Source organism: Nocardioides sp., assembly GCF_041393715.1.
Taxonomy (GTDB): Bacteria; Actinomycetota; Actinomycetes; order Propionibacteriales; family Nocardioidaceae; genus Nocardioides.
Map to the genome: position 1 here is coordinate 26,695 of NZ_JAWKJQ010000008.1, position 17,395 is coordinate 44,089.

Here is a 17,395-nt window from a genome sequence, read left to right on the forward strand (position 1 = left end):
GCCTAGGCTCTCTGGCGAAGCGGCGCAACGATCACGAGGAGCGTGGGTTGGCACCCGTCGAGGCAGTCGAGCAGCAGGGCCGCGCCGGGCGCCGCGCCTGGCTGGTCCGGGTCGGGCTGCTGGTCGTGGCGCTCGCGATCACGGTGGTGATGGTGCGGCTGGTCGGTCGGATCGACTGGCATGCGGTGGGGCGTGCTCTCGGAGAGCTCGCGTGGTGGCAGCCCCTCGTGCTCGTCGCGGTCGTGGCGGTCCGTCAGGTCCTCAACGGGATGCCGCTGGCCTTCTACATCCGCGGGGTCTCGGTGGTGCGGGCCACGATCAACGACCTCGGGGCCGTGCTGATGTCCGCGATCGCGCCGCCACCAAGCGACCTGGCGCTCCGGGTGGCGATGTTCACCTCGTGGGGGGTCCCCGCGGCCAAGGGCGTGGCCGGGACGTTGATGAACACGCTCACCTTCTACATCGTGCGCTTCTCGGCGCCGGCCCTCGGCTTCGTGCTGCTCGCCGCCACCGACCGGCCGGCCGGCCTGCGGAAGGCGGAGGTGCTGAGCATCGCCATCGCCGTCGGCATCACGGTCGCCGTGTTCCTCGTGCTGCGCAGCGAGTCGCTCGCGACGTCGGTGGGCACCACGGCGGGGCGGTGGGCGAAGAGGGTGCGACGGTCGGTCGACCCCGAGGCATGGGCGGAGGCCTGCCGGACGTTCCGCCACGACATCTCCGCGACCTTCAGGTACGGCTTCGGGCGCTCGCTGCTGGCGATGACGGGCCTGCTCGCGGCGGACTACACCGTCCTGGTGCTGAGCCTTCGCTTCGTCGGGCTCTCGACCGCGGCCGTCGGGCTGGTCGGCATCGCCATCGCCTATCTGTTCGCCTATCCGTTCACCCTGTTCCCGTTCTCCGGCATCGGGATCGTCGACGCGCTCATCCTGGCGGCGCTGGTGGAGGAGGGCGGCGCCCCGATCGAGGCGACGGCCGTCGCCGGGCTGCTGGTCTGGCGGGTCTTCACCGTCGGGCTGCCCGTCCTGATGGGCCTCGGCGCCCTCGTCTTGTGGCGGCGGAGCGTCGCCTCGGGTGGCGGGAGCGGGACGGCGTCGTCCTGAGCGTGCCGGTGGGCGAGGTCGGGGCGCAGGTCTGCCGGCGGACCGAGCCGCAACCAGGCGTCGCTGGACACGACATCCGGGAGCCCTATGCTGACCCTCGGGACAGGGGGCGCGTCCACGTGCACGCCACCATGGCACAGGTTCGTCCGGTCGAGGCCGGATCCAGGTTCACCCACGGAAGCTGGTCCTGACATGAGTGCTACCGACACCGCGGCGGAGTCCACCGTTGCCAAGATGAGCCTCCCCACCCTCACCGCGATGGTCGTGGGCGGCATGGTGGGGGCCGGGGTGTTCTCCCTCCCCGCGCGCTTCGGCGTGGCGACCGGCATCCTCGGGTCGCTGATCGCGTGGGCGATCGCGGGCACCGGCATGCTGATGCTGGCCTTCGTCTTCCAGAACCTGGCGATCCGCAAACCGGATCTCGACTCCGGTGTGTTCATCTACGCGAAGGCCGGCTTCGGGGACTACGCCGGCTTCAACTCGGCCATCGGCTTCTGGGCCGGCACCGTCGCCGGCAACGCCTTCTACTGGGTCTTCATCTCGGCGACCCTCGGGGCGTTCTTCCCCGCGTTCGGGGACGGTGACACGGTGCTCGCCGCAGGTCTCTCGACGGTGGGCGTGTGGTTCTTCCACTACCTCATCGCCCGGGGCGTGCGGGACGCCGCGGTGGTCAACCGCATCGTCACGATCTTCAAGATCATCCCGATCCTGGTCTTCATCGTCGTGCTGCTGGTCAACTTCGACTCCGAGGTCTTCCGGGCCAACTGGACCGCCTATGGCTACGGCGACCTGGGCACCCTCGACGAGCAGGTCCGCAACACGATGATCATCACGACCTTCGTGTTCATCGGCATCGAGGGCGCCAGCGTCTACTCCCGCTACGCGAAACGTCGCGAGGACGTCGGCAAGGCAACGGTGCTGGGATTCCTGAGCGTGTTGTCGATCTTCGCGCTGGTCACCCTGTCGAGCTTGCGGTGCTGCCGCAGCCCGACATCGCAGCAACCCGACAGCCCTCGATGGTGGGACTCTTCCAGTCGGTGGTCGGCGACTGGGGTGAGACGTTCATCAGCGTCGGCGTCATCGTCTCCGTGCTGGGCGCCTATCTCGCCTGGACGCTGATGGCCGCCGAGGTGATGTACATCCCGGCACGCAACGAGGACCTGCCCGCCTTCCTCGGCCGCGAGGACGAGAACGGGACACCGATCACGTCGCTGGTCGTGACCTCGCTGGCCGTGCAAGGGGTGCTGGCGCTCACGCTGGTCGTGACCGACGCCCTCAACTTCCTGCTCGACCTCGCGACCAGCCTGTCCCTGATCCCCTACCCTGGCTGCCGCCTACAGCCCTCAAGCTCGGTCTCACGGGCGACGCCTACGAGGAGGTCGACCGACGGACCCGGCGTCGGGAGTCGATCATCGCCGGCGTGGCGACGGCCTACGTGCTGTTCCTGTTCGACGCGGCGGGCGTGAAGTACCTCTTGCTGTGCACGATCATCCTGGCCCCGCTCACCCTGCTCTACATCAAGGCGCGCAGCGAGCAGGGGCGCCGCATCTTCTCCCCGACCGAGATCGCGCTCTTCGTCCTGATCGTGGCCGCCGCCGTGGTCGGGGTCGTCGGGCTGTGGTCCGGTGCCATCACTCTCTGAGCCTCTAGAAAGGGACCCCATGTCTGATCCCGTCTCCGCCACCTACGGCGTCCACTCGAGGTGGGCCGGCTGCTGGGTCTGGTGTGCTCACCGGGACTGGCCCACCGGCGGCTGACGCCGAGCAACAACGACGAGCTGCTGTTCGACGACGTGATGTGGGTGGAGAACGCGCAGCGTGACCACGCCGACTTCGTCAACAAGATGACCCAGCGTGGGGTCGAGGTCGTCGAGCTGCACGACCTCGTCGCCCAGACGATGGCCATCCCGAAGCGCGGTCGTGGCTGCTGGATCGCAAGGTGGTGCCCAACCAGGTCGGCCTCGGCCTGGTCGACGGCACCCGCGCCTTCTTGGAGTCGCTGGAGCCGAAGGCGCTGGCAGAGTTCCTGATCGGCGGCATGGCCGTCAACGACCTGCCCGAGGACTTCCGGTCCGGCTACGTCTCGCTGGCCCGGGAGTCCACCGGCGCGCGAGTAGCCTCCTCCGCCACTGCCCAACACGCTCTACACACGTGACACCACCTGCTGGCTCTACGGCGGTCTCACGATGAACCCGCTCTACTGGCCGGCGCGCAAGGACGAGACGATCCTCTACAAGGCGATCTACGAGTTCCACCCGACTACGTCGGGTCGACCGTCTGGTGGGGAGACCCCGACCAGGACTGGGGCCAGGCCACCTTCGAGGGCGGCGACATCATGCCCGTCGGCAACGGCGTGGTGCTGATGGGCATGAGCGAGCGGACCTCCCGGCAGGCGATCACCCAGGTGGCGGCGGCGCTGTTCGCCCAAGGTGCGGCCGAGCGGGTGATCGTGGCCGGCATGCCCGCTGCGCGCGGCCATGCATCTCGACACCGTGTTCACCTTCGCCGACCGCGACATCGTCACGCTCTACCCGACGATCATGGACGCGGTCCATACCTTCAGCCTGCTCCCGGCGGACACGGCGCCGGGCGTGGAGGTCGTCGATGAGGGCTCGACGCCCTTCGTCGACGTGGTGGCCCGCGGGCTGGGGCTCGACAGTCTTCGGGTGATCGAGACCGGTGGAGACGTCTACCAGTCCGAGCGCCAGCAGTGGGACAGCGGCAACAACGCCGTCGCACTCGAGCCGGGCGTGGTCTTCACCTACGACCGCAACACCCTGACCAACACCCTGCTGCGCAAGGCCGGCGTCGAGGTGATCACGATCGTCGGGGCCGAGCTCGGCCGCGGGCGCGGCGGCGGTCACTGCATGACCTGCCCCATCATTCGGGAGCCCGTGGACTTCTGATGCCGAGACGACCAGTGAGACGAGCAGGGGGCGTCGCGGTCGCGGCTCTAGTGCTCGCACTGGCCGGCTGCGGCTCCGACGACTCCACCACCGGCTCTTCCGACACCTTGAGCGAGTCGCCGACGACGTCCTCGTCGATCCAGGCCACGACCGAGGTCACCAGCGACGACCTCGGCGCGGCGTACGTGTCCACGAGCCTCGACGGTGACGGCTTCGTTGACGGCGCCTCGGTCACGATGCTCTTCGAGCAGGGACGATGTCGGTCTCGGCGGGCTGCAACACGATCTTCGGGGCGCACGCCGTCGAGGACGGAGTCCTCGCCTGGACCGGCGCGCCCGCCCAGACCCGGATGGCGTGCACGCCGGAGCTGACGGCTCAGACGAGCTCCTGACGACCCTGCTGACCCGCGGGATGTCGGCCTCGCTCGACGGCGACACCCTGACCCTCGCCTCGGACGACCACACCATGGTGCTCGTCGCACAGACCACGTCCCCCGACCTGGAGGCGCTCCTCGGCCGGACCTGGACCGTCGTGGGCACGATTCTCGACGGCGCCACCGAACGGGTGCCCCGCTCGGCCGGGGTGCCGCGCCTCCACGTCGGGGCCGACGGCCTCGCCCGGCTCGGCACTGGATGCAACAGTGGGCGAACGGTCGTCCGGGCGGACGGCGGTGTGCTGGTCTTCGGGCCCACCACCACGACGCGCCGAGCCTGCCCGGAACCGACGCGCGAGACCGAGCGCCGGGTGCTGGCTGTGCTCGACGGGCCCGCGGACGCCGTGGACACCGACGGGAAGGTGCTGGTGGTGACCAAGGGCGACGTCGGCCTCGTCATCCAGGTCCGCTGAGCCGGGCGGGTCCCGGACCCACGGAGCAGCCCGAGCGGTCGTCGGGGTGGCGACCTGCACCTAGGGGAGATGGATCGTCTCGATGACCGGCTCGCCCCGGGACATCTGCCGGGCGGCGACGGGCAGCTCCTCCCGCGAGCTCAGGTGCCGCTGGCGGGCGGTCTCGAGCGGCTCCCGGCCGACCACCTCGCCTCCGCGCACCAGCTCGACCAGCAGGGGCCGGTCGTCGCCGTCGTTGTCCGGCGGCGTGCCGATGCCGACCACCTCGGCCTCGGCGACACCTGCGGCATCGCGTCGGCGGAGGGCGAACTTCCGGCCGCCGATGCTGATCTTGTCGTGGGACCTCTTGGCCACCGGCACCAGCACGCCGTCGTCGTCCGCGCGCGCGACCAGCTTGTAGACGAACCCGCAGGTCGGGTGGCCGGAGCCGGTGACCAGCTCGGTGCCGACGCCATAGCCGTCGACGGGGGCGGCCCGTAGCGCCGCGATCGCGAACTCGTCCAGGTCGCTGGTGACCAGGATCCGGGTCCGGGTGGCGCCGAGCGCGTCGAGCTGCTGGCGGACCCGGACGGCCAGCACCCCCAGGTCGCCGGAGTCGATGCGCACCGCGCCGAGCTCGGGCCCGGCGGTCTCGACGCCGAGTCGGACCGCCTCCTCGATGTCGTAGGTGTCCACCAGCAGCGTGGTGCCCCGCCCGAGCGAGGACACCTGGGCGCGGAACGCCTCCGCCTCGCTGTCGTGGAGGAGCGTGAAGGAGTGGGCGCTGGTGCCGGCCGTCGGGACGCCGTAGCGCTCGCGGGCGGCGAGGTTGGAGGTGGCGGTGAACCCGCAGAGGTACGCCGCCCGGGCGGCCGCCACCGCCGCCTCCTCGTGGGTGCGCCGCGAGCCCATCTCGATGCAGGAGCGCCCGGCCGCGGCGGTCGTCATCCGTGACGCGGCCGAGGCGATGGCCGAGTCGTGGTTGTAGATCGAGAGGAGCAGCGTCTCCAGCAGCACCGCCTCGGCGAAGGTGCCCTCGACGACCACGACGGGGGAGTAGGGGAAGTAGGCCTCGCCCTCGGCATAGCCCCACACGTGGCCGCCGAAGCGATAGTCGGCCAGCCAGGCCAGCGTGGGCTCGTCGACCACCTCGCCGGCGCGCAGCACCGACAGCACCTCGTCGTCGAAGCGGAAGCGCTCGATCGCGTCCAGGGCCCGGCCGACACCGGCCACCACGCCGTACCTCCGACCCTCGGGAAGCCGTCGCGGGAAGAGCTCGAACACCGAGCGCCGCGAGGCGGTGCCGGCGGCCAGTGCGGCCTGGAGCATGGTCAGCTCGTAGTGGTCGGTCAGCAGCGCCGTCGATCCGCTCGTGGTCACGGGCCCAGGCTAGAGCGTGTGCCACCATGGGGGCGTGTCAGCCGCCAGCCCCGTCGAGGTCGACCCGACCCTGGACCAGGACCTGACGCCCGACGAGATCGTGATGCTCGACAAGCCCTGGGTGACCATCGTCTGGAACGACCCGGTCAACCTGATGAGCTATGTGACGTTCGTCTTCTGCAAGTACTTCGGCTACGACAAGACCAAGGCCGAGAAGCTGATGCTCGAGGTGCACCACGACGGCAGGTCGGTGGTGAGCGCCGGCAGCCGCGAGGAGATGGAGCGCGACGTGCAGGCCATGCACGAGTACGGCCTGTGGGCGACCATGGAGCGCAACGAGTGAGCGGTTTCGCGCGCCACCTGGCGAGCGGTCAGGTGATCGCCACCTTCTCCGGCTTCGAGGCCGACCTGCTCCGCTCCCTGGCCTCCCAGCTGGTCGAGCTGCTGCGCAACGAACGCGCCGTCGTCGCCGACATCGGCGACCCGTTGGAGGCGATGCTCGACTTCTCGGGCCCGACCACCGAGCCGGAGGACCCGGTGCTGCGCCGGCTCTTCCCCACGGCCTATCCCGACGACGAGGAGGCCGCCGCGGAGTTCCGGCGCTTCACCGAGGGCACGCTGCGCGACGGCAAGGCCGGTGCCGCCTCGGCCATCATCGACAGCCTCGAGGAGGCCGGGCTGCCGCCCACCCTGGAGGAGAGCGGCCTGATGATCGACGTCGAGCTCTCGCCCGGTGAGGCCGAGACCTGGATGCGCTCGCTGACCGACGTCCGGCTCGCCCTGGCCACCCGGCTCGGCGTCGAGGAGGACGACGAGGACTACTGGATGTCGCTCCCCGACGACGACCCGCGGGCCCAGGCGCACGACATCTACGACTGGGTGGGCTACCTCCAGGAGACCCTGGTCGCGGCGCTGACCGGATAGCGCGCCACCGATTTCGTGATTCGGCCGACGGGGGCTGGCTTCCGATGTGATCATGGCGGCGCCAGGCCGAGATCACGGGGGAGACATGCGACGACTGATCGTGTCGCTGGTGGCGACGATCCTGCTCGGGCCGGCCCTCACTGATGCTCCCGCACATGCGGCTGCCGAGGCCGGGTGGCGCCCGAGCATCACGCTTCGCCTGCACTGGAAGAAGACCGATGCTGGCGGTCGGCAGCTGATCGCGGCAGGCACCACGTCGTACGCCGGCAACGGGCGCGTTCGTCTGGAGATGCGGACAGCGGGGCAATGGCATGGGCTGGGCTACCTCGCCCTCTCGTCCGGCAGGTTCCGTGGCACTCCGCCCAAGGGGATGCCGGGCGCCGGCGTCAAGATCCGCGTCAGGCTCCCTGCCACCCGGCACCGGCTGCGCGCGACCGCGGTCGCGGTCGTTCCCGCCCCCCAGTCCTATCGGGTGGCGCTCAACGACGCCGGCGGTGTGCTGATCGAGGGGCCGCAGCCGCTCGTGACGGTGCTCGTCGCGGCGTCCGCAGGTGATCGGGTCAGCCTCGGTGGAGGCTGGCAACAGCGGATGTCGGTGACGGCGCCCGACGGCTCGCTGCTTCTCGACCGGTCGTGGAGCCGGGACTTCGTGGCCGACGCCGAGGGTGACTACCGGATCACGTTCCCCGGCTCCCAGTCGGGCGGCCACCCCCTGTATGCCTCGACCCCGAAGCAGGTCACGGCACAGCTCGGCGACACCATCGACCCGGTTCCGGATCTTCCCGGGCAGCTGGTCGACGTGCGGTTCACCGGTGAGCCGGGCCAGCCGTTCGTCGACACGGCCTCCCTCACCGCCCATGAGCTGGTGACCGCGTCGGGTGAGCCGCTGGCTCCCTGGCTCGTGCCGCGCGAGATCTCCGGCCCCACGATCTACCGGTTGGACGGCAACGGCAGCGTGACCGTGCGCGTCACCGACCACCACCCGGGGCCGATCCGGCTGAGGCCGGCGCTGGAGCTGACCGCGTCCCTGGACGCGCCGGCCACCACGTTCGAGCTGCCCGACGCAGGGTCGGTGGCCGTCGTGTCCATCGACATCCCGGCCGGCCAGCCGTTCACCCTGCACTCCGACGAGTTCTTCCGCGGCTTCGGTTGGTTCTACGACCCCGACGACACCGACCTGCGCGAGCCACTCGACCCGAGGCACCCCGACCCCGCGCCGGGCGTCTACCACCTCGTGGTGGGGGACGGCCCCGGCTCGAAGAGCGTGCAGTTCACCCGACCGGTCGTCGTCGCCACCGCTCTGGACGCTGCGCCCACGGCGGTCTCGACCGAGGGCTACTCCTGGCAGTGGGTCTGGCAGACCTTCACCGCGACGGCGGGGGACGTGGTGCGGCCCACCGCCACCGCAGACGGGCTCCAGGTGAGCGAGCTGACCGCGCTGGTCGGCCCGGACGGGCAGGTGGTCGCCCCCGACGGTGACGTCTGGCAGATCCCCGCGTCCGGCGACTACCACTTCGAGTGGAACCTGTTCGGCGGCTGGTCCGGAGAGCTGAGCGTGGCCCGGGTGACCCCGGGCTGAGGCGACGCGGCGGCCCGACCGCGACCCGCATGCTGGCCCCTCCCACGCCGGCAGCCATCCCGCCCGTAGGCTTGGCTGTCGTGCTGAGGTTGGACCGGACGACGTACGACGCGATCGTGGCCCATGCGCGCCGCGACCACCCTGACGAGGCGTGCGGCGTGGTCGCGGGGCCGGCCGGGAGCGACACCCCGGCCAGGTTCGTGCCGATGGTCAACGCGGCCGGGAGCCCGACGTTCTACGAGTTCGACTCGACCGAGCTGCTGCAGCTCTACAAGGACATGGACGACCGCGACGAGGAGCCGGTCGTGATCTACCACTCCCACACCGCGACCGAGGCCTATCCCAGCCGCACCGACATCAACCTGGCGCAGGAGCCCGGTGCCCACTATGTGCTGGTCAGCACGCGAGAATGTGGGAATAACGAGGGGCCGGTGGAGTTTCGGTCCTACAGGATCCTCGACGGCGAGGTGACCGAGGAAGAGGTCGCCGTGCTGGACGACGTCGAGGCGAGCGAGCACGCAGACAGGAGCACCACCTGATGGCCATCGAGGTCAGGATCCCGACCATCCTCCGCACCTACACCGGGGGCGAGAAGTCCGTGCCGGCGACCGGCGACAGCCTCGCGGCGCTGATCGAGGACCTGGAGGCCAACCACCCCGGCATCCGGGAGCGGCTGATCGACGGAGAGGACCTGCGCCGGTTCGTCAACGTCTACGTCAACGACGAGGACGTGCGCTTCCTGGGCGGCCTCGAGGCCACCCTCGCAGACGGCGACCAGGTCGTCATCCTGCCGGCCGTCGCCGGCGGCTGAGCGCGCCCCCGCGCGGGAGACGTCGTGGCCCGGTTCGACAACCTGCTGGACTCCGTGGGCGGCACGCCGCTCGTGGGGCTGCCGAACCTGTCCCCGAGCCCCGACGTACGCCTCTGGGCCAAGCTCGAGGACCGCAGCCCGACCGGGTCGATCAAGGACCGGGCGGCGCTGTCGATGCTCGAGCACGCCGAGAAGGAGGGCCTGCTCCGGCCCGGCTGCACGCTGCTGGAGCCGACGTCGGGCAACACCGGCATCAGCCTGGCGATGGCGGCCAAGCTCAAGGGCTACCGGATGGTCTGCGTGATGCCGGAGAACACCTCCGAGGAGCGCCGCCAGCTGCTGCGGATGTGGGGCGCCGAGATCGTCTCCTCGCCGGCCGCCGGCGGCTCCAACGAGGCGGTCCGGGTGGCCAAGCTGGTCGCGGAGGAGCACCCCGACTGGGTGATGCTCTACCAGTACGGCAACGAGGCCAACGCGCTCGCTCACTACCACGGCACCGGCCCCGAGCTGCTGGCCGACCTGCCCACGATCACCCACTTCGTCGCCGGTCTCGGCACCACCGGCACCCTGATGGGCACCTCACGGTTCTTCCGCGACCACAAGCCCGAGGTGCGCATCGTCGCCGCCGAGCCGAGGTACGGCGAGCTGGTCTATGGCCTGCGCAACCTCGACGAGGGCTTCGTGCCGGAGCTCTACGACGCCTCGCTGATCGACTCGCGCGTCTCCGTGGGGCCGCGTGACGCGCTGCGCCGGGTCCGCGAGCTGCTCGAGCTCGAGGGGATCTTCGCCGGCATCTCGACCGGCGCCATCCTGCACGCCGCCCTCGGCCAGGCCGCCAAGGCGGTCAAGGCGGGGGAGAGCGCCGACATCGCGTTCGTGGTCGCCGACGGCGGCTGGAAGTACCTCTCGACCGGGGCCTACGAAGGCACCATCGACGAGGCCGAGGACCGACTCGAGGGCCAGCTGTGGGCCTGAGAGCGCTGGTCGTCGGCCTGGCCGTCGTCATGTCCGGGCTGGCCCCGGCACCCGCGCGAGCCGCCGACCCGATCGTCAACACCGACCCGCCGGTGATCACGGGTGCGGCCACCTTCGGCGTGGTGCTCGAGACCAGCAAGGGCTCCTGGACGCCCGACGGGCTGACGCTGAGCTACTCCTGGGAGCGCGACGGGGTCGCCATCCCCGGCGCCACCACCCGGTGGCACCGGACCAACCTCGACGACCTGGGCCACACCCTCACCGCCACCGTGACGGCCACCGACGGCACGGGCGCCACGCTGTCCGTCGTCACCACGCCGACCGACGTCGTGCGCCGTGCCCGCTTCTCGCTGGAGTCGCGTCCGGAGATCTCCGGGGTGACCCGCTACACCCATCAGCTGGCGACCACCGCCGGCTCGTGGTCGGCGAAGCCGGCGTCGGTCCGCTACCGGTGGCTGCGCGCGGGCAAGCCGGTCAAGGGCGCCACGAAGCCGACGTACCGGCTCGGGGTGAAGGACGTCGGGCGCCGGATCAAGGTGCAGGTGACGGTCCGCCGCCCCGGCTACGTCAAGGCCACCGCCACGTCGAGCGCCACCCGGGCGATCCGGCACCTGATCCCCGTGCGGAGGTCGGTGACCTACTCCGTCGTCACCCGCGGCACGATCACCGCCGACCTCGCCGTGTTCAAGCGGCAGGTGCAGCAGACCTACGACGACCCGCGCGGCTGGCGGGCGGCCGGGATCGAGTTCCACCGGGTCAAGCGCGGGGGCAGCTTCACCGTGGTGCTGGCGCAGGCCGGCAAGGTGCCGTCGTTCTCGTCGCAGTGCAGCGCGCAGTGGAGCTGCCGGGTCGGTCGCTACGTCATCATCAACCAGCTGCGCTGGCAGCACGCCACCCCCTCGTGGAACAGCCGCCACCTGCCACTGCGCGGCTACCGCCACATGGTCGTCGACCACGAGACCGGTCACTGGCTCGGCCACGGCCACATCGGCTGCCCCGGCGCCGGTCGCCTGGCCCCGGTGATGATGCAGCAGTCCAAGAGCCTCGCCGGCTGTCGGCACAACCCCTGGCCGCTGAAGTCCGAGCGCTGGTTCCGCATCGCGGGCCGCACGGAGGTCGGTCGTCCCGAGGGGCGAGAGGTGGCCGAGGGCCCTCTGTCGCCGTGGGCGGTCGCGGGTTAGGGTGACCGCGACCCACCATCGGCACGGCCCCCGACGGAGCTCCTGTGGCCAAGAACCTCCGCGACGTCATCGTCTTCAGCGGTAGCGCTCACCGACCCCTCGCCGAGGCGATCTGCGAGGACCTCGGGGTCCCACTGCACTCGGTCGAGATCAGCCGTTTCAGCAACGACTGTCTCCAGGTCCAGCTGCAGGCCAACTGCCGGCAGCGCGACGTCTACCTCGTCCAGCCGCTGGTGCCGCCCACGCAGGAGCACCTGATGGAGCTGCTGCTGATGGTCGACGCCGCTCGCGGTGCCTCCGCGGCGCAGATCACGGCGGTGATCCCGCACTACGCCTACGCCCGGTCCGACAAGAAGGACGCCTCGCGCATCTCGCTCGGCGGGCGGCTGGTGGCCGACCTGCTGGCCGCGGCCGGCGTCCACCGGGTGCTCACGATGACGCTGCACTCCCCGCAGGTGCACGGGTTCTTCTCGGTCCCCGTCGACCAGCTCACCGCGCTCGGCGTCCTCGCCGACCACTTCCTCGGCCAGGACCTCTCCGACGCGATCGTGGTCTCACCCGACCTGGGCAACGCCAAGACCGCCACCCAGTTCTCCCGGCTGCTCGGACTCCAGGTCGCCGCGGGCAACAAGCGCAGGCTCGCCGACGACCGGGTGGTCATCGACTCGATCGTCGGCGACGTCTCGGGCAAGCGGGCGATCGTGCTCGACGACGAGATCGCCACCGGCGGCTCGATCGTGGAGCTGCTCGACCGGCTCGCCGACGAGGGGTGTACGTCGGCCGCGGTCGCCTGCACGCACGGGCTGTTCGTCGGCAAGGCCGTCGACCGGCTGCGGCAGCACCCGATGATCTCCGAGGTGGTCACCACCGACACCGTGCCGCCGCCGCGGGACTGGCCGGAGCTCCAGGTGCTCTCGGTGGCGGGGCTGTTCGCCGAGACGATCGCGCGGGTGCACGCCGGCAAGTCCGTCAGCAGCCTCTTCGACGGCGTCGACCCGGCCTTCGGCCCGCCGCAGCCCAAGCTGTTCGGCTGATCCGGTCCGGACCGAGACCCACCCGAGTTGTCCGACCAGGTCTTCAACGCGCTCGCCGCGACCACGCTGGGGCTGGTGGTCGCCGTGCTGCTCCTGGTGCCGACGGCGGCCGTGCAGTATCGCCGCGACGGCCGGCTCGGCGTCGGCGACCTCGCCACGCTGGTCGGCGCGGCGGTCTACGGGCTGGCCCTGTGGACCTACACCCTGCTGCCGTTCCCGGCCGAGGGTGCCTACCGCTGTCAGCCCAGCCGGCTGAGCATCTGGACCTCGCTGCAGCCGGTGCTCGACCACGGGCTGCTGCCGCTGTCGCAGCTGATGCGTCAGGTGGCCTTCCAGCAGCTCGCCTTCAACGTGCTGCTGTTCGTGCCCCTCGGCTTCTTCGTCCGGCTGGTGCTGCACCGCGGCGTCGTGGCCGCCACGGTGCTCGGCGCGCTGGTGTCGCTGGCCATCGAGACCACCCAGCGCACCGGCGTGTGGGGCCTCTACGACTGTCCCTACCGCACCTTCGACGTCGACGACCTGATCACCAACACCGCCGGCGCGCTGATCGGTGGCGTGCTGGCCTGGCTGGTGCTGCGCGAGGACCGGCACGAGCCGGAGCGGCTGCCGACCCGGATCACGCTGGGGAGGCGGTGGGTCGGCTTCGTGAGCGATGTGGTCTTCCTCGTGGTCGTGGGGGGCGCGGCGGGTGTCCTCTGGCGCGCCGCGCACCGCTACGCAGCCGACGCGGGGCCGCCCGACCGGACGACGACGGCGGCCGTGCAGGTCGGCGTACCCCTGCTCGCGGAGGCGTTGCTGGTGCTGCTCGCCGGTCGCACGGTGGGGGAGTGGGCGATCTCCGTGCGTGCCGTGGCGCGCCGCCTGCCGGCGCCGGTGGCGCGCGTGGTCAAGCTGGTGGCCGGGATCGGCGGCTTCGCCGTGCTGGCCGTGCCCGACCTCCGGTGGGGCGGCGCGCTGCTCGCGGCGTTCGTCGTGGTCACGCTGGTCGCCAGCGTCGGCACGCGGGAGCACCGCGGCCTCTCCCACTGGCTGGCGGGGATGGACCTGCGGATCTCGCGCTGATCGGGGGACCTCCGACGGCATCGCACCGGCACGTGCGCCGCGTCACGGTGCGTGCGGGAGTGCGCCCGCCTACGCTAGGCACCGATGTCCCACGTCGATGTGAGTGCGCCGGTGAGCCCGGCGGCGGTGCCCGGCCCCGAGGCGCCGATCGGCATCTTCGACTCCGGGTTCGGCGGCCTGACCGTGGCCCGCTCGGTCATCGACCAGCTGCCGCACGAGTCGATCGTCTATCTCGGCGACACGGCGCGCCAGCCCTACGGCCCCAAGCCGATCAGCGAGGTCCGGGAGTACGCCCTCGAGTGCCTCGACCATCTCGTCGCCCGCGGCGTCAAGGCCCTGGTCATCGCCTGCAACTCGGCCAGCGCGGCGATGCTGCGCGACGCGCGCGAGCGCTACGACGTGCCGGTCGTCGAGGTGATCCTGCCGGCCACCCGGCGCGCCGTGTCGGCCACTCACAGCGGCCGCATCGGCGTGATCGGCACCCGCGCCACCGTCGAGTCGCTGGCCTACGACGACGCCTTCGCCGCGGCGCCCCACATCGACCTGCACGCCCGGGCCTGCCCGCGTTTCGTCGACTTCGTGGAGCAGGGCGTGACCGGCGGTGAGGAGCTGCTCCGGGTCGCCCACGACTATCTCGACCCCTTGGTCGCCCAGGGCGTCGACACCCTCGTGCTCGGCTGCACGCACTACCCCCTGCTCACCGGCGTCATCTCCTACGTCATGGGTGAGGAGGTCACGCTCGTGTCGTCGGCGGAGGAGTGCGCCAAGGACGTCTACCGCATGCTCGCCTCCACCGGCCTGATGCGCGAGAGCGGCGAGCCGACCTACACCTTCCTGACCACGGGGTCCCCCGAGGAGTTCGAGACGGTCGGGCGCCGCTTCCTGGGGCCGGAGCTCCACGCCGCCTCGCAGTTCGCGGGTGGCCCGTTCGCGCCCGAGCAGATCGGCAGCGGCACCGCGCCCGGCGGTGCGCGATGAGGCTGACCGTCGTCGGGTCCTCCGGGTCCTACCCGGGGCCGGAGTCGCCGTCGAGCTGCTACCTGCTTGAGGCCGACCACGAGGGGCGGACCTGGCGGGTGCTGCTCGACCTCGGCAACGGCGCCCTTGGCGCCCTGCACCGCTACACCGACCCGCTGCGGATCGACGCGGTGCTGCTGAGCCATCTGCACGCCGACCACTGCCTCGACCTGTGCGGCTACTACGTGATGCGGAAGTACCACCCCACCGGCGAGCAGCCGAGCATCCCCGTGTGGGGTCCGGTCGGGGTGGCCGCCCGGATGGCGCGTGCCTACGACCTGCCCGAGGACCCGGGCATGACCGAGCAGTTCGAGTTCCAGGAGTACGCCCACGCCTCCGTCGTGGTCGGGCCGTTCACCGTCGAGCCGTTCGAGGTCGTCCACCCGGTGCCGGCGTACGCCCTGCGGGTCACGGCCGACGGCCGGACCCTCACCTACTCCGGTGACACCGCGCCCTGCGAGGCGTTCGACCGCGCGGCCCAGGGCGCCGACGTGCTGCTGGCCGAGGCGTCCTTCCGGGTGGGCCACGACGACCCGCCCGAGATCCACCTCACCGGACGCGACGTCGGCCGGACCGCCACGGCGGCCGGGGTCGGACGGGTGCTGCTCACCCACATCCCGCCCTGGCACGACCGCCGGGTGGCGGTGGACGAGGCCCGCACCACGTGGAGCGGCCCGGTCGACCTGGCGGTCCCCGGGCTGGTCGTCGAGGTCTGACCCCGCCCGGGGGCGAGGAGGCTCAGACCAGGCCGGCGTCGTGCACGCAGATCGCGATCTGCACCCGGTTGGTGGCGCCGAGCTTGTCGAAGAGCCGTGAGACATGGGTCTTCACGGTCGGCACCGACAGCACCAGGTCTGCCGCGATCTCGGCGTTCGACAGTCCCTGACCGACCGCGACGGCGACCTCGAGCTCCCGTTCGGTGAGCACGCCGAGCCGGTCCCGAGCCTCGGTGGACCGGTCGTCGGCCGCCTCCTGCCGGACCCTGGCGACCAGGCTGCGGGTGGCCGAGGGGGACAGCATCGGCTCGCCGTCGACGACCCGGCGGATCGCCTCGACGATCTGCGTCGGTGGGGTGTCCTTGAGCAGGAACCCATCGGCACCGGCCGCCACCGCCCGCACGACGGAGTCGTCGGCGTCGAACGTCGTCAACACGATCACCCGCGGCGGCGTCGGGTCGGTGAGCAGCCGCTGGGTGGCCGACAGCCCGTTGAGCACCGGCATCCGGATGTCCATCAGCACGATGTCGGGGCGGAGCTCGCGCGCGAGCGCCACGCCGGCCTCACCGTCTCCCGCCTCGCCGACCACCTCGAGGTCGGGCTGACCCCCCAGCATCAGGGAGAGCGCCGAGCGGACCAGCGGGTCGTCGTCGACGACCAGCACCCGGATCACGCCGCCCACGGCAGCCACCCGTGCAGCTCGAAGGCACCGCTGCGGGTCACCGCGCGCAGGGTGCCACCCGCCAGCTGGGCCCGCTCGGTGAGCCCCACCAGACCCAGCCCCGACCCGGGTGGCGGCGTCACCTGGAAGCCCAACGGGTTCACCACCGTCACGTCGACACCCTCCTGCGGGCCCCCGCTGACCCGCACCCGCACCGCCGCGCCGGGGGCGTGCTTGCGGGCGTTGGTGATGCCCTCCTGGACGATCCGGAAGACCGTCCGGCCCAACGCCTCCGGCAGCCTCGCGGTCACCTCGTCCTGCAGCTCGATCGCGAGCCCGGCGGCGCGGCAGTCGGCCACCAGCCGGGGCACGTCGTCGTACGTCGGCTGCGGCCGGTCGGCCGGCTCCCCGGTGTCCGGGTCGCGCAGCACCCCCAGCACCTCCCGCAGGTCGGTGAGCGCGAGGTGTGCCTGCGCCTGGATCTCGCCGACGCCGCCGCGGAGCTGGGCCGCGTCGAGGTCCTCCCGGAAGGACAGCGCGCCGGCCTGCATCGCGATCTGCGAGATGCGGTGGGCGAGCACGTCGTGCATCTCCCGGGCGATCCGGGCCCGCTCGGTCGACTTGGCCTGGGTCGCTCGCAGCACCTGCTCCGCCTCGGCGCGTTCGGCGCGCTGCCGGAGGGCCCACAGCAGCTCGCGGCGCGACCCGAGGTACATCCCCCAGCCCAGCACCGCCGCCGTGAACAGGAAGCTGACCGTGAGGTCGATCCACCAGAGCCCGCCATCGTCCGCGGGGACCAGCCAGGAGTAGACCTCCCCGCTGGCGACCACCAGCAGCCCGACCGGGACCATCTCCACCCAGCGACGACGGGTCGCGAGGGAGACACCGGCCAGCAGGCCCGGCCCGGTGGCGCTGGCCGAGACGCACCCGGCCAGCGCCAGCGCGACCGCCACCCCCACGGGCCAGCGCCGCCGGACGTGCACCAGCACGAGGCCGGCCACGCCCACCAGCAGGTCCAGGGCCATCCACGGCATGAGGTGGCCGTCGCGGAGCGTGGTGAACGCGCCGATGGAGGTGCCGGCACTGATGGCCAGCATCAGCACCAGCCGCCAGCCGTGCTGCCACCACACGAGCCGTGGCTGCCACAGCGCGGGGTCGGAGCGGTCCACGTGGTCAGGCTAGGAGACGGAACCCGGTCGGCGCATGCTGCCCGCGTCGCGGTCGG

At 71.6% G+C, this 17,395-nt stretch carries 18 protein-coding genes and 2 pseudogenes; 17 read left to right on the forward strand and 3 right to left on the reverse strand.

Annotated features, from left to right (window positions below; translation table 11 throughout):
* Positions 1-47 precede the first annotated feature (47 nt).
* The 6 genes and pseudogenes from R2740_RS13595 to R2740_RS13620 all read left to right on the forward strand — a co-directional run bounded on the left by R2740_RS13595 (position 48) and on the right by R2740_RS13620 (position 4,851).
* Positions 48-1,100: a lysylphosphatidylglycerol synthase domain-containing protein gene (locus R2740_RS13595; RefSeq protein WP_371303234.1), complete on the forward strand. Its 1,053-nt coding sequence runs from the start codon at positions 48-50 to the stop codon at positions 1,098-1,100.
* 273 nt (positions 1,101-1,373) lie between these two features.
* Positions 1,374-2,566 (forward strand): annotated as a pseudogene (locus R2740_RS13600) (amino acid permease).
* Complete coding sequence (locus R2740_RS13605; RefSeq protein WP_371303235.1) at positions 2,521-2,742, forward strand: hypothetical protein; 222 nt, start codon at positions 2,521-2,523, stop codon at positions 2,740-2,742. Before R2740_RS13600 ends, R2740_RS13605 begins: the two are co-directional and overlap by 46 nt.
* A gap of 135 nt (positions 2,743-2,877) precedes the next feature.
* Positions 2,878-4,005, forward strand: a pseudogene (locus tag R2740_RS13610) (arginine deiminase).
* A 256-nt stretch (positions 4,006-4,261) separates the two neighbouring features.
* A complete protein-coding gene (locus R2740_RS13615; RefSeq protein WP_371303236.1) occupies positions 4,262-4,396 on the forward strand; it encodes an META domain-containing protein in 135 nt (44 codons plus the stop codon).
* 20 nt (positions 4,397-4,416) lie between these two features.
* On the forward strand, positions 4,417-4,851 hold the full coding sequence (locus R2740_RS13620) for an META domain-containing protein (RefSeq protein ID WP_371303237.1): 435 nt from the start codon (positions 4,417-4,419) through the stop codon (positions 4,849-4,851).
* Positions 4,852-4,911: 60 nt separating this feature from the next.
* On the opposite strand, the gene R2740_RS13625 is transcribed toward R2740_RS13620, so the two are convergent.
* Positions 4,912-6,210, reverse strand: a complete 1,299-nt coding sequence (locus R2740_RS13625; protein ID WP_371303238.1) for a nicotinate phosphoribosyltransferase — start codon at positions 6,208-6,210, stop codon at positions 4,912-4,914.
* A 103-nt stretch (positions 6,211-6,313) separates the two neighbouring features.
* On the opposite strand from R2740_RS13625, the gene clpS reads away from it, so the two are divergent.
* The 11 genes from clpS (at position 6,314) to R2740_RS13680 (ending at position 15,509) form a co-directional block, all read left to right on the forward strand.
* The gene (gene clpS / locus R2740_RS13630; protein WP_371303398.1) at positions 6,314-6,553 is read left to right on the forward strand and encodes an ATP-dependent Clp protease adapter ClpS; all 240 of its coding nucleotides are present in this window, start codon (positions 6,314-6,316) and stop codon (positions 6,551-6,553) included.
* The gene (locus tag R2740_RS13635; RefSeq protein WP_371303239.1) at positions 6,550-7,134 is read left to right on the forward strand and encodes a DUF2017 domain-containing protein; all 585 of its coding nucleotides are present in this window, start codon (positions 6,550-6,552) and stop codon (positions 7,132-7,134) included. Before clpS ends, R2740_RS13635 begins: the two co-directional genes overlap by 4 nt.
* A gap of 85 nt (positions 7,135-7,219) precedes the next feature.
* Positions 7,220-8,713, forward strand: a complete 1,494-nt coding sequence (locus R2740_RS13640) for a hypothetical protein (RefSeq protein WP_371303240.1) — start codon at positions 7,220-7,222, stop codon at positions 8,711-8,713.
* 80 nt (positions 8,714-8,793) lie between these two features.
* A complete protein-coding gene (locus tag R2740_RS13645; RefSeq protein ID WP_371303241.1) occupies positions 8,794-9,252 on the forward strand; it encodes a Mov34/MPN/PAD-1 family protein in 459 nt (152 codons plus the stop codon).
* Positions 9,252-9,524: a MoaD/ThiS family protein gene (locus R2740_RS13650; RefSeq protein WP_371303242.1), complete on the forward strand. Its 273-nt coding sequence runs from the start codon at positions 9,252-9,254 to the stop codon at positions 9,522-9,524. The genes R2740_RS13645 and R2740_RS13650 overlap by 1 nt, the downstream gene beginning before the upstream one ends.
* Positions 9,525-9,548: 24 nt before the next feature.
* On the forward strand, positions 9,549-10,499 hold the full coding sequence (locus R2740_RS13655; protein ID WP_371303243.1) for a PLP-dependent cysteine synthase family protein: 951 nt from the start codon (positions 9,549-9,551) through the stop codon (positions 10,497-10,499).
* The gene (locus R2740_RS13660; RefSeq protein ID WP_371303244.1) at positions 10,490-11,680 is read left to right on the forward strand and encodes a DUF3152 domain-containing protein; all 1,191 of its coding nucleotides are present in this window, start codon (positions 10,490-10,492) and stop codon (positions 11,678-11,680) included. The genes R2740_RS13655 and R2740_RS13660 overlap by 10 nt, the downstream gene beginning before the upstream one ends.
* Positions 11,681-11,724: 44 nt before the next feature.
* A complete protein-coding gene (locus R2740_RS13665; RefSeq protein WP_371303245.1) occupies positions 11,725-12,714 on the forward strand; it encodes a ribose-phosphate diphosphokinase in 990 nt (329 codons plus the stop codon).
* Between the two features lie 27 nt (positions 12,715-12,741).
* Positions 12,742-13,776 carry a VanZ family protein gene (locus tag R2740_RS13670; RefSeq protein WP_371303246.1) on the forward strand — a complete coding sequence of 345 codons (1,035 nt, stop codon included), beginning with the start codon at positions 12,742-12,744 and terminating at the stop codon, positions 13,774-13,776.
* Positions 13,777-13,860: 84 nt separating this feature from the next.
* Positions 13,861-14,754 carry a glutamate racemase gene (murI, locus tag R2740_RS13675; RefSeq protein ID WP_371303247.1) on the forward strand — a complete coding sequence of 298 codons (894 nt, stop codon included), beginning with the start codon at positions 13,861-13,863 and terminating at the stop codon, positions 14,752-14,754.
* Positions 14,751-15,509: an MBL fold metallo-hydrolase gene (locus R2740_RS13680; RefSeq protein ID WP_371303248.1), complete on the forward strand. Its 759-nt coding sequence runs from the start codon at positions 14,751-14,753 to the stop codon at positions 15,507-15,509. The genes murI and R2740_RS13680 overlap by 4 nt, the downstream gene beginning before the upstream one ends.
* Before the next feature lie 22 nt (positions 15,510-15,531).
* On the opposite strand, the gene R2740_RS13685 is transcribed toward R2740_RS13680, so the two are convergent.
* Both R2740_RS13685 and R2740_RS13690 read right to left on the reverse strand, forming a co-directional pair.
* A complete protein-coding gene (locus tag R2740_RS13685; RefSeq protein WP_371303249.1) occupies positions 15,532-16,200 on the reverse strand; it encodes a response regulator in 669 nt (222 codons plus the stop codon).
* Positions 16,179-17,339 carry a sensor histidine kinase gene (locus R2740_RS13690; protein WP_371303250.1) on the reverse strand — a complete coding sequence of 387 codons (1,161 nt, stop codon included), beginning with the start codon at positions 17,337-17,339 and terminating at the stop codon, positions 16,179-16,181. The genes R2740_RS13685 and R2740_RS13690 overlap by 22 nt, the downstream gene beginning before the upstream one ends.
* Positions 17,340-17,395 lie beyond the last annotated feature (56 nt).

Coding starts and splice junctions, on each gene's coding strand:
- murI (WP_371303247.1), top strand. CDS start 13,861: ATGTCCCACGTCGATGTGAGTGCGCCGGTGAGCCCGGCGGCGGTGCCC.
- R2740_RS13615 (WP_371303236.1), top strand. CDS start 4,262: ATGTCGGTCTCGGCGGGCTGCAACACGATCTTCGGGGCGCACGCCGTC.
- R2740_RS13650 (WP_371303242.1), top strand. CDS start 9,252: ATGGCCATCGAGGTCAGGATCCCGACCATCCTCCGCACCTACACCGGG.
- R2740_RS13620 (WP_371303237.1), top strand. CDS start 4,417: ATGTCGGCCTCGCTCGACGGCGACACCCTGACCCTCGCCTCGGACGAC.
- R2740_RS13640 (WP_371303240.1), top strand. CDS start 7,220: ATGCGACGACTGATCGTGTCGCTGGTGGCGACGATCCTGCTCGGGCCG.
- R2740_RS13680 (WP_371303248.1), top strand. CDS start 14,751: ATGAGGCTGACCGTCGTCGGGTCCTCCGGGTCCTACCCGGGGCCGGAG.
- clpS (WP_371303398.1), top strand. CDS start 6,314: ATGCTCGACAAGCCCTGGGTGACCATCGTCTGGAACGACCCGGTCAAC.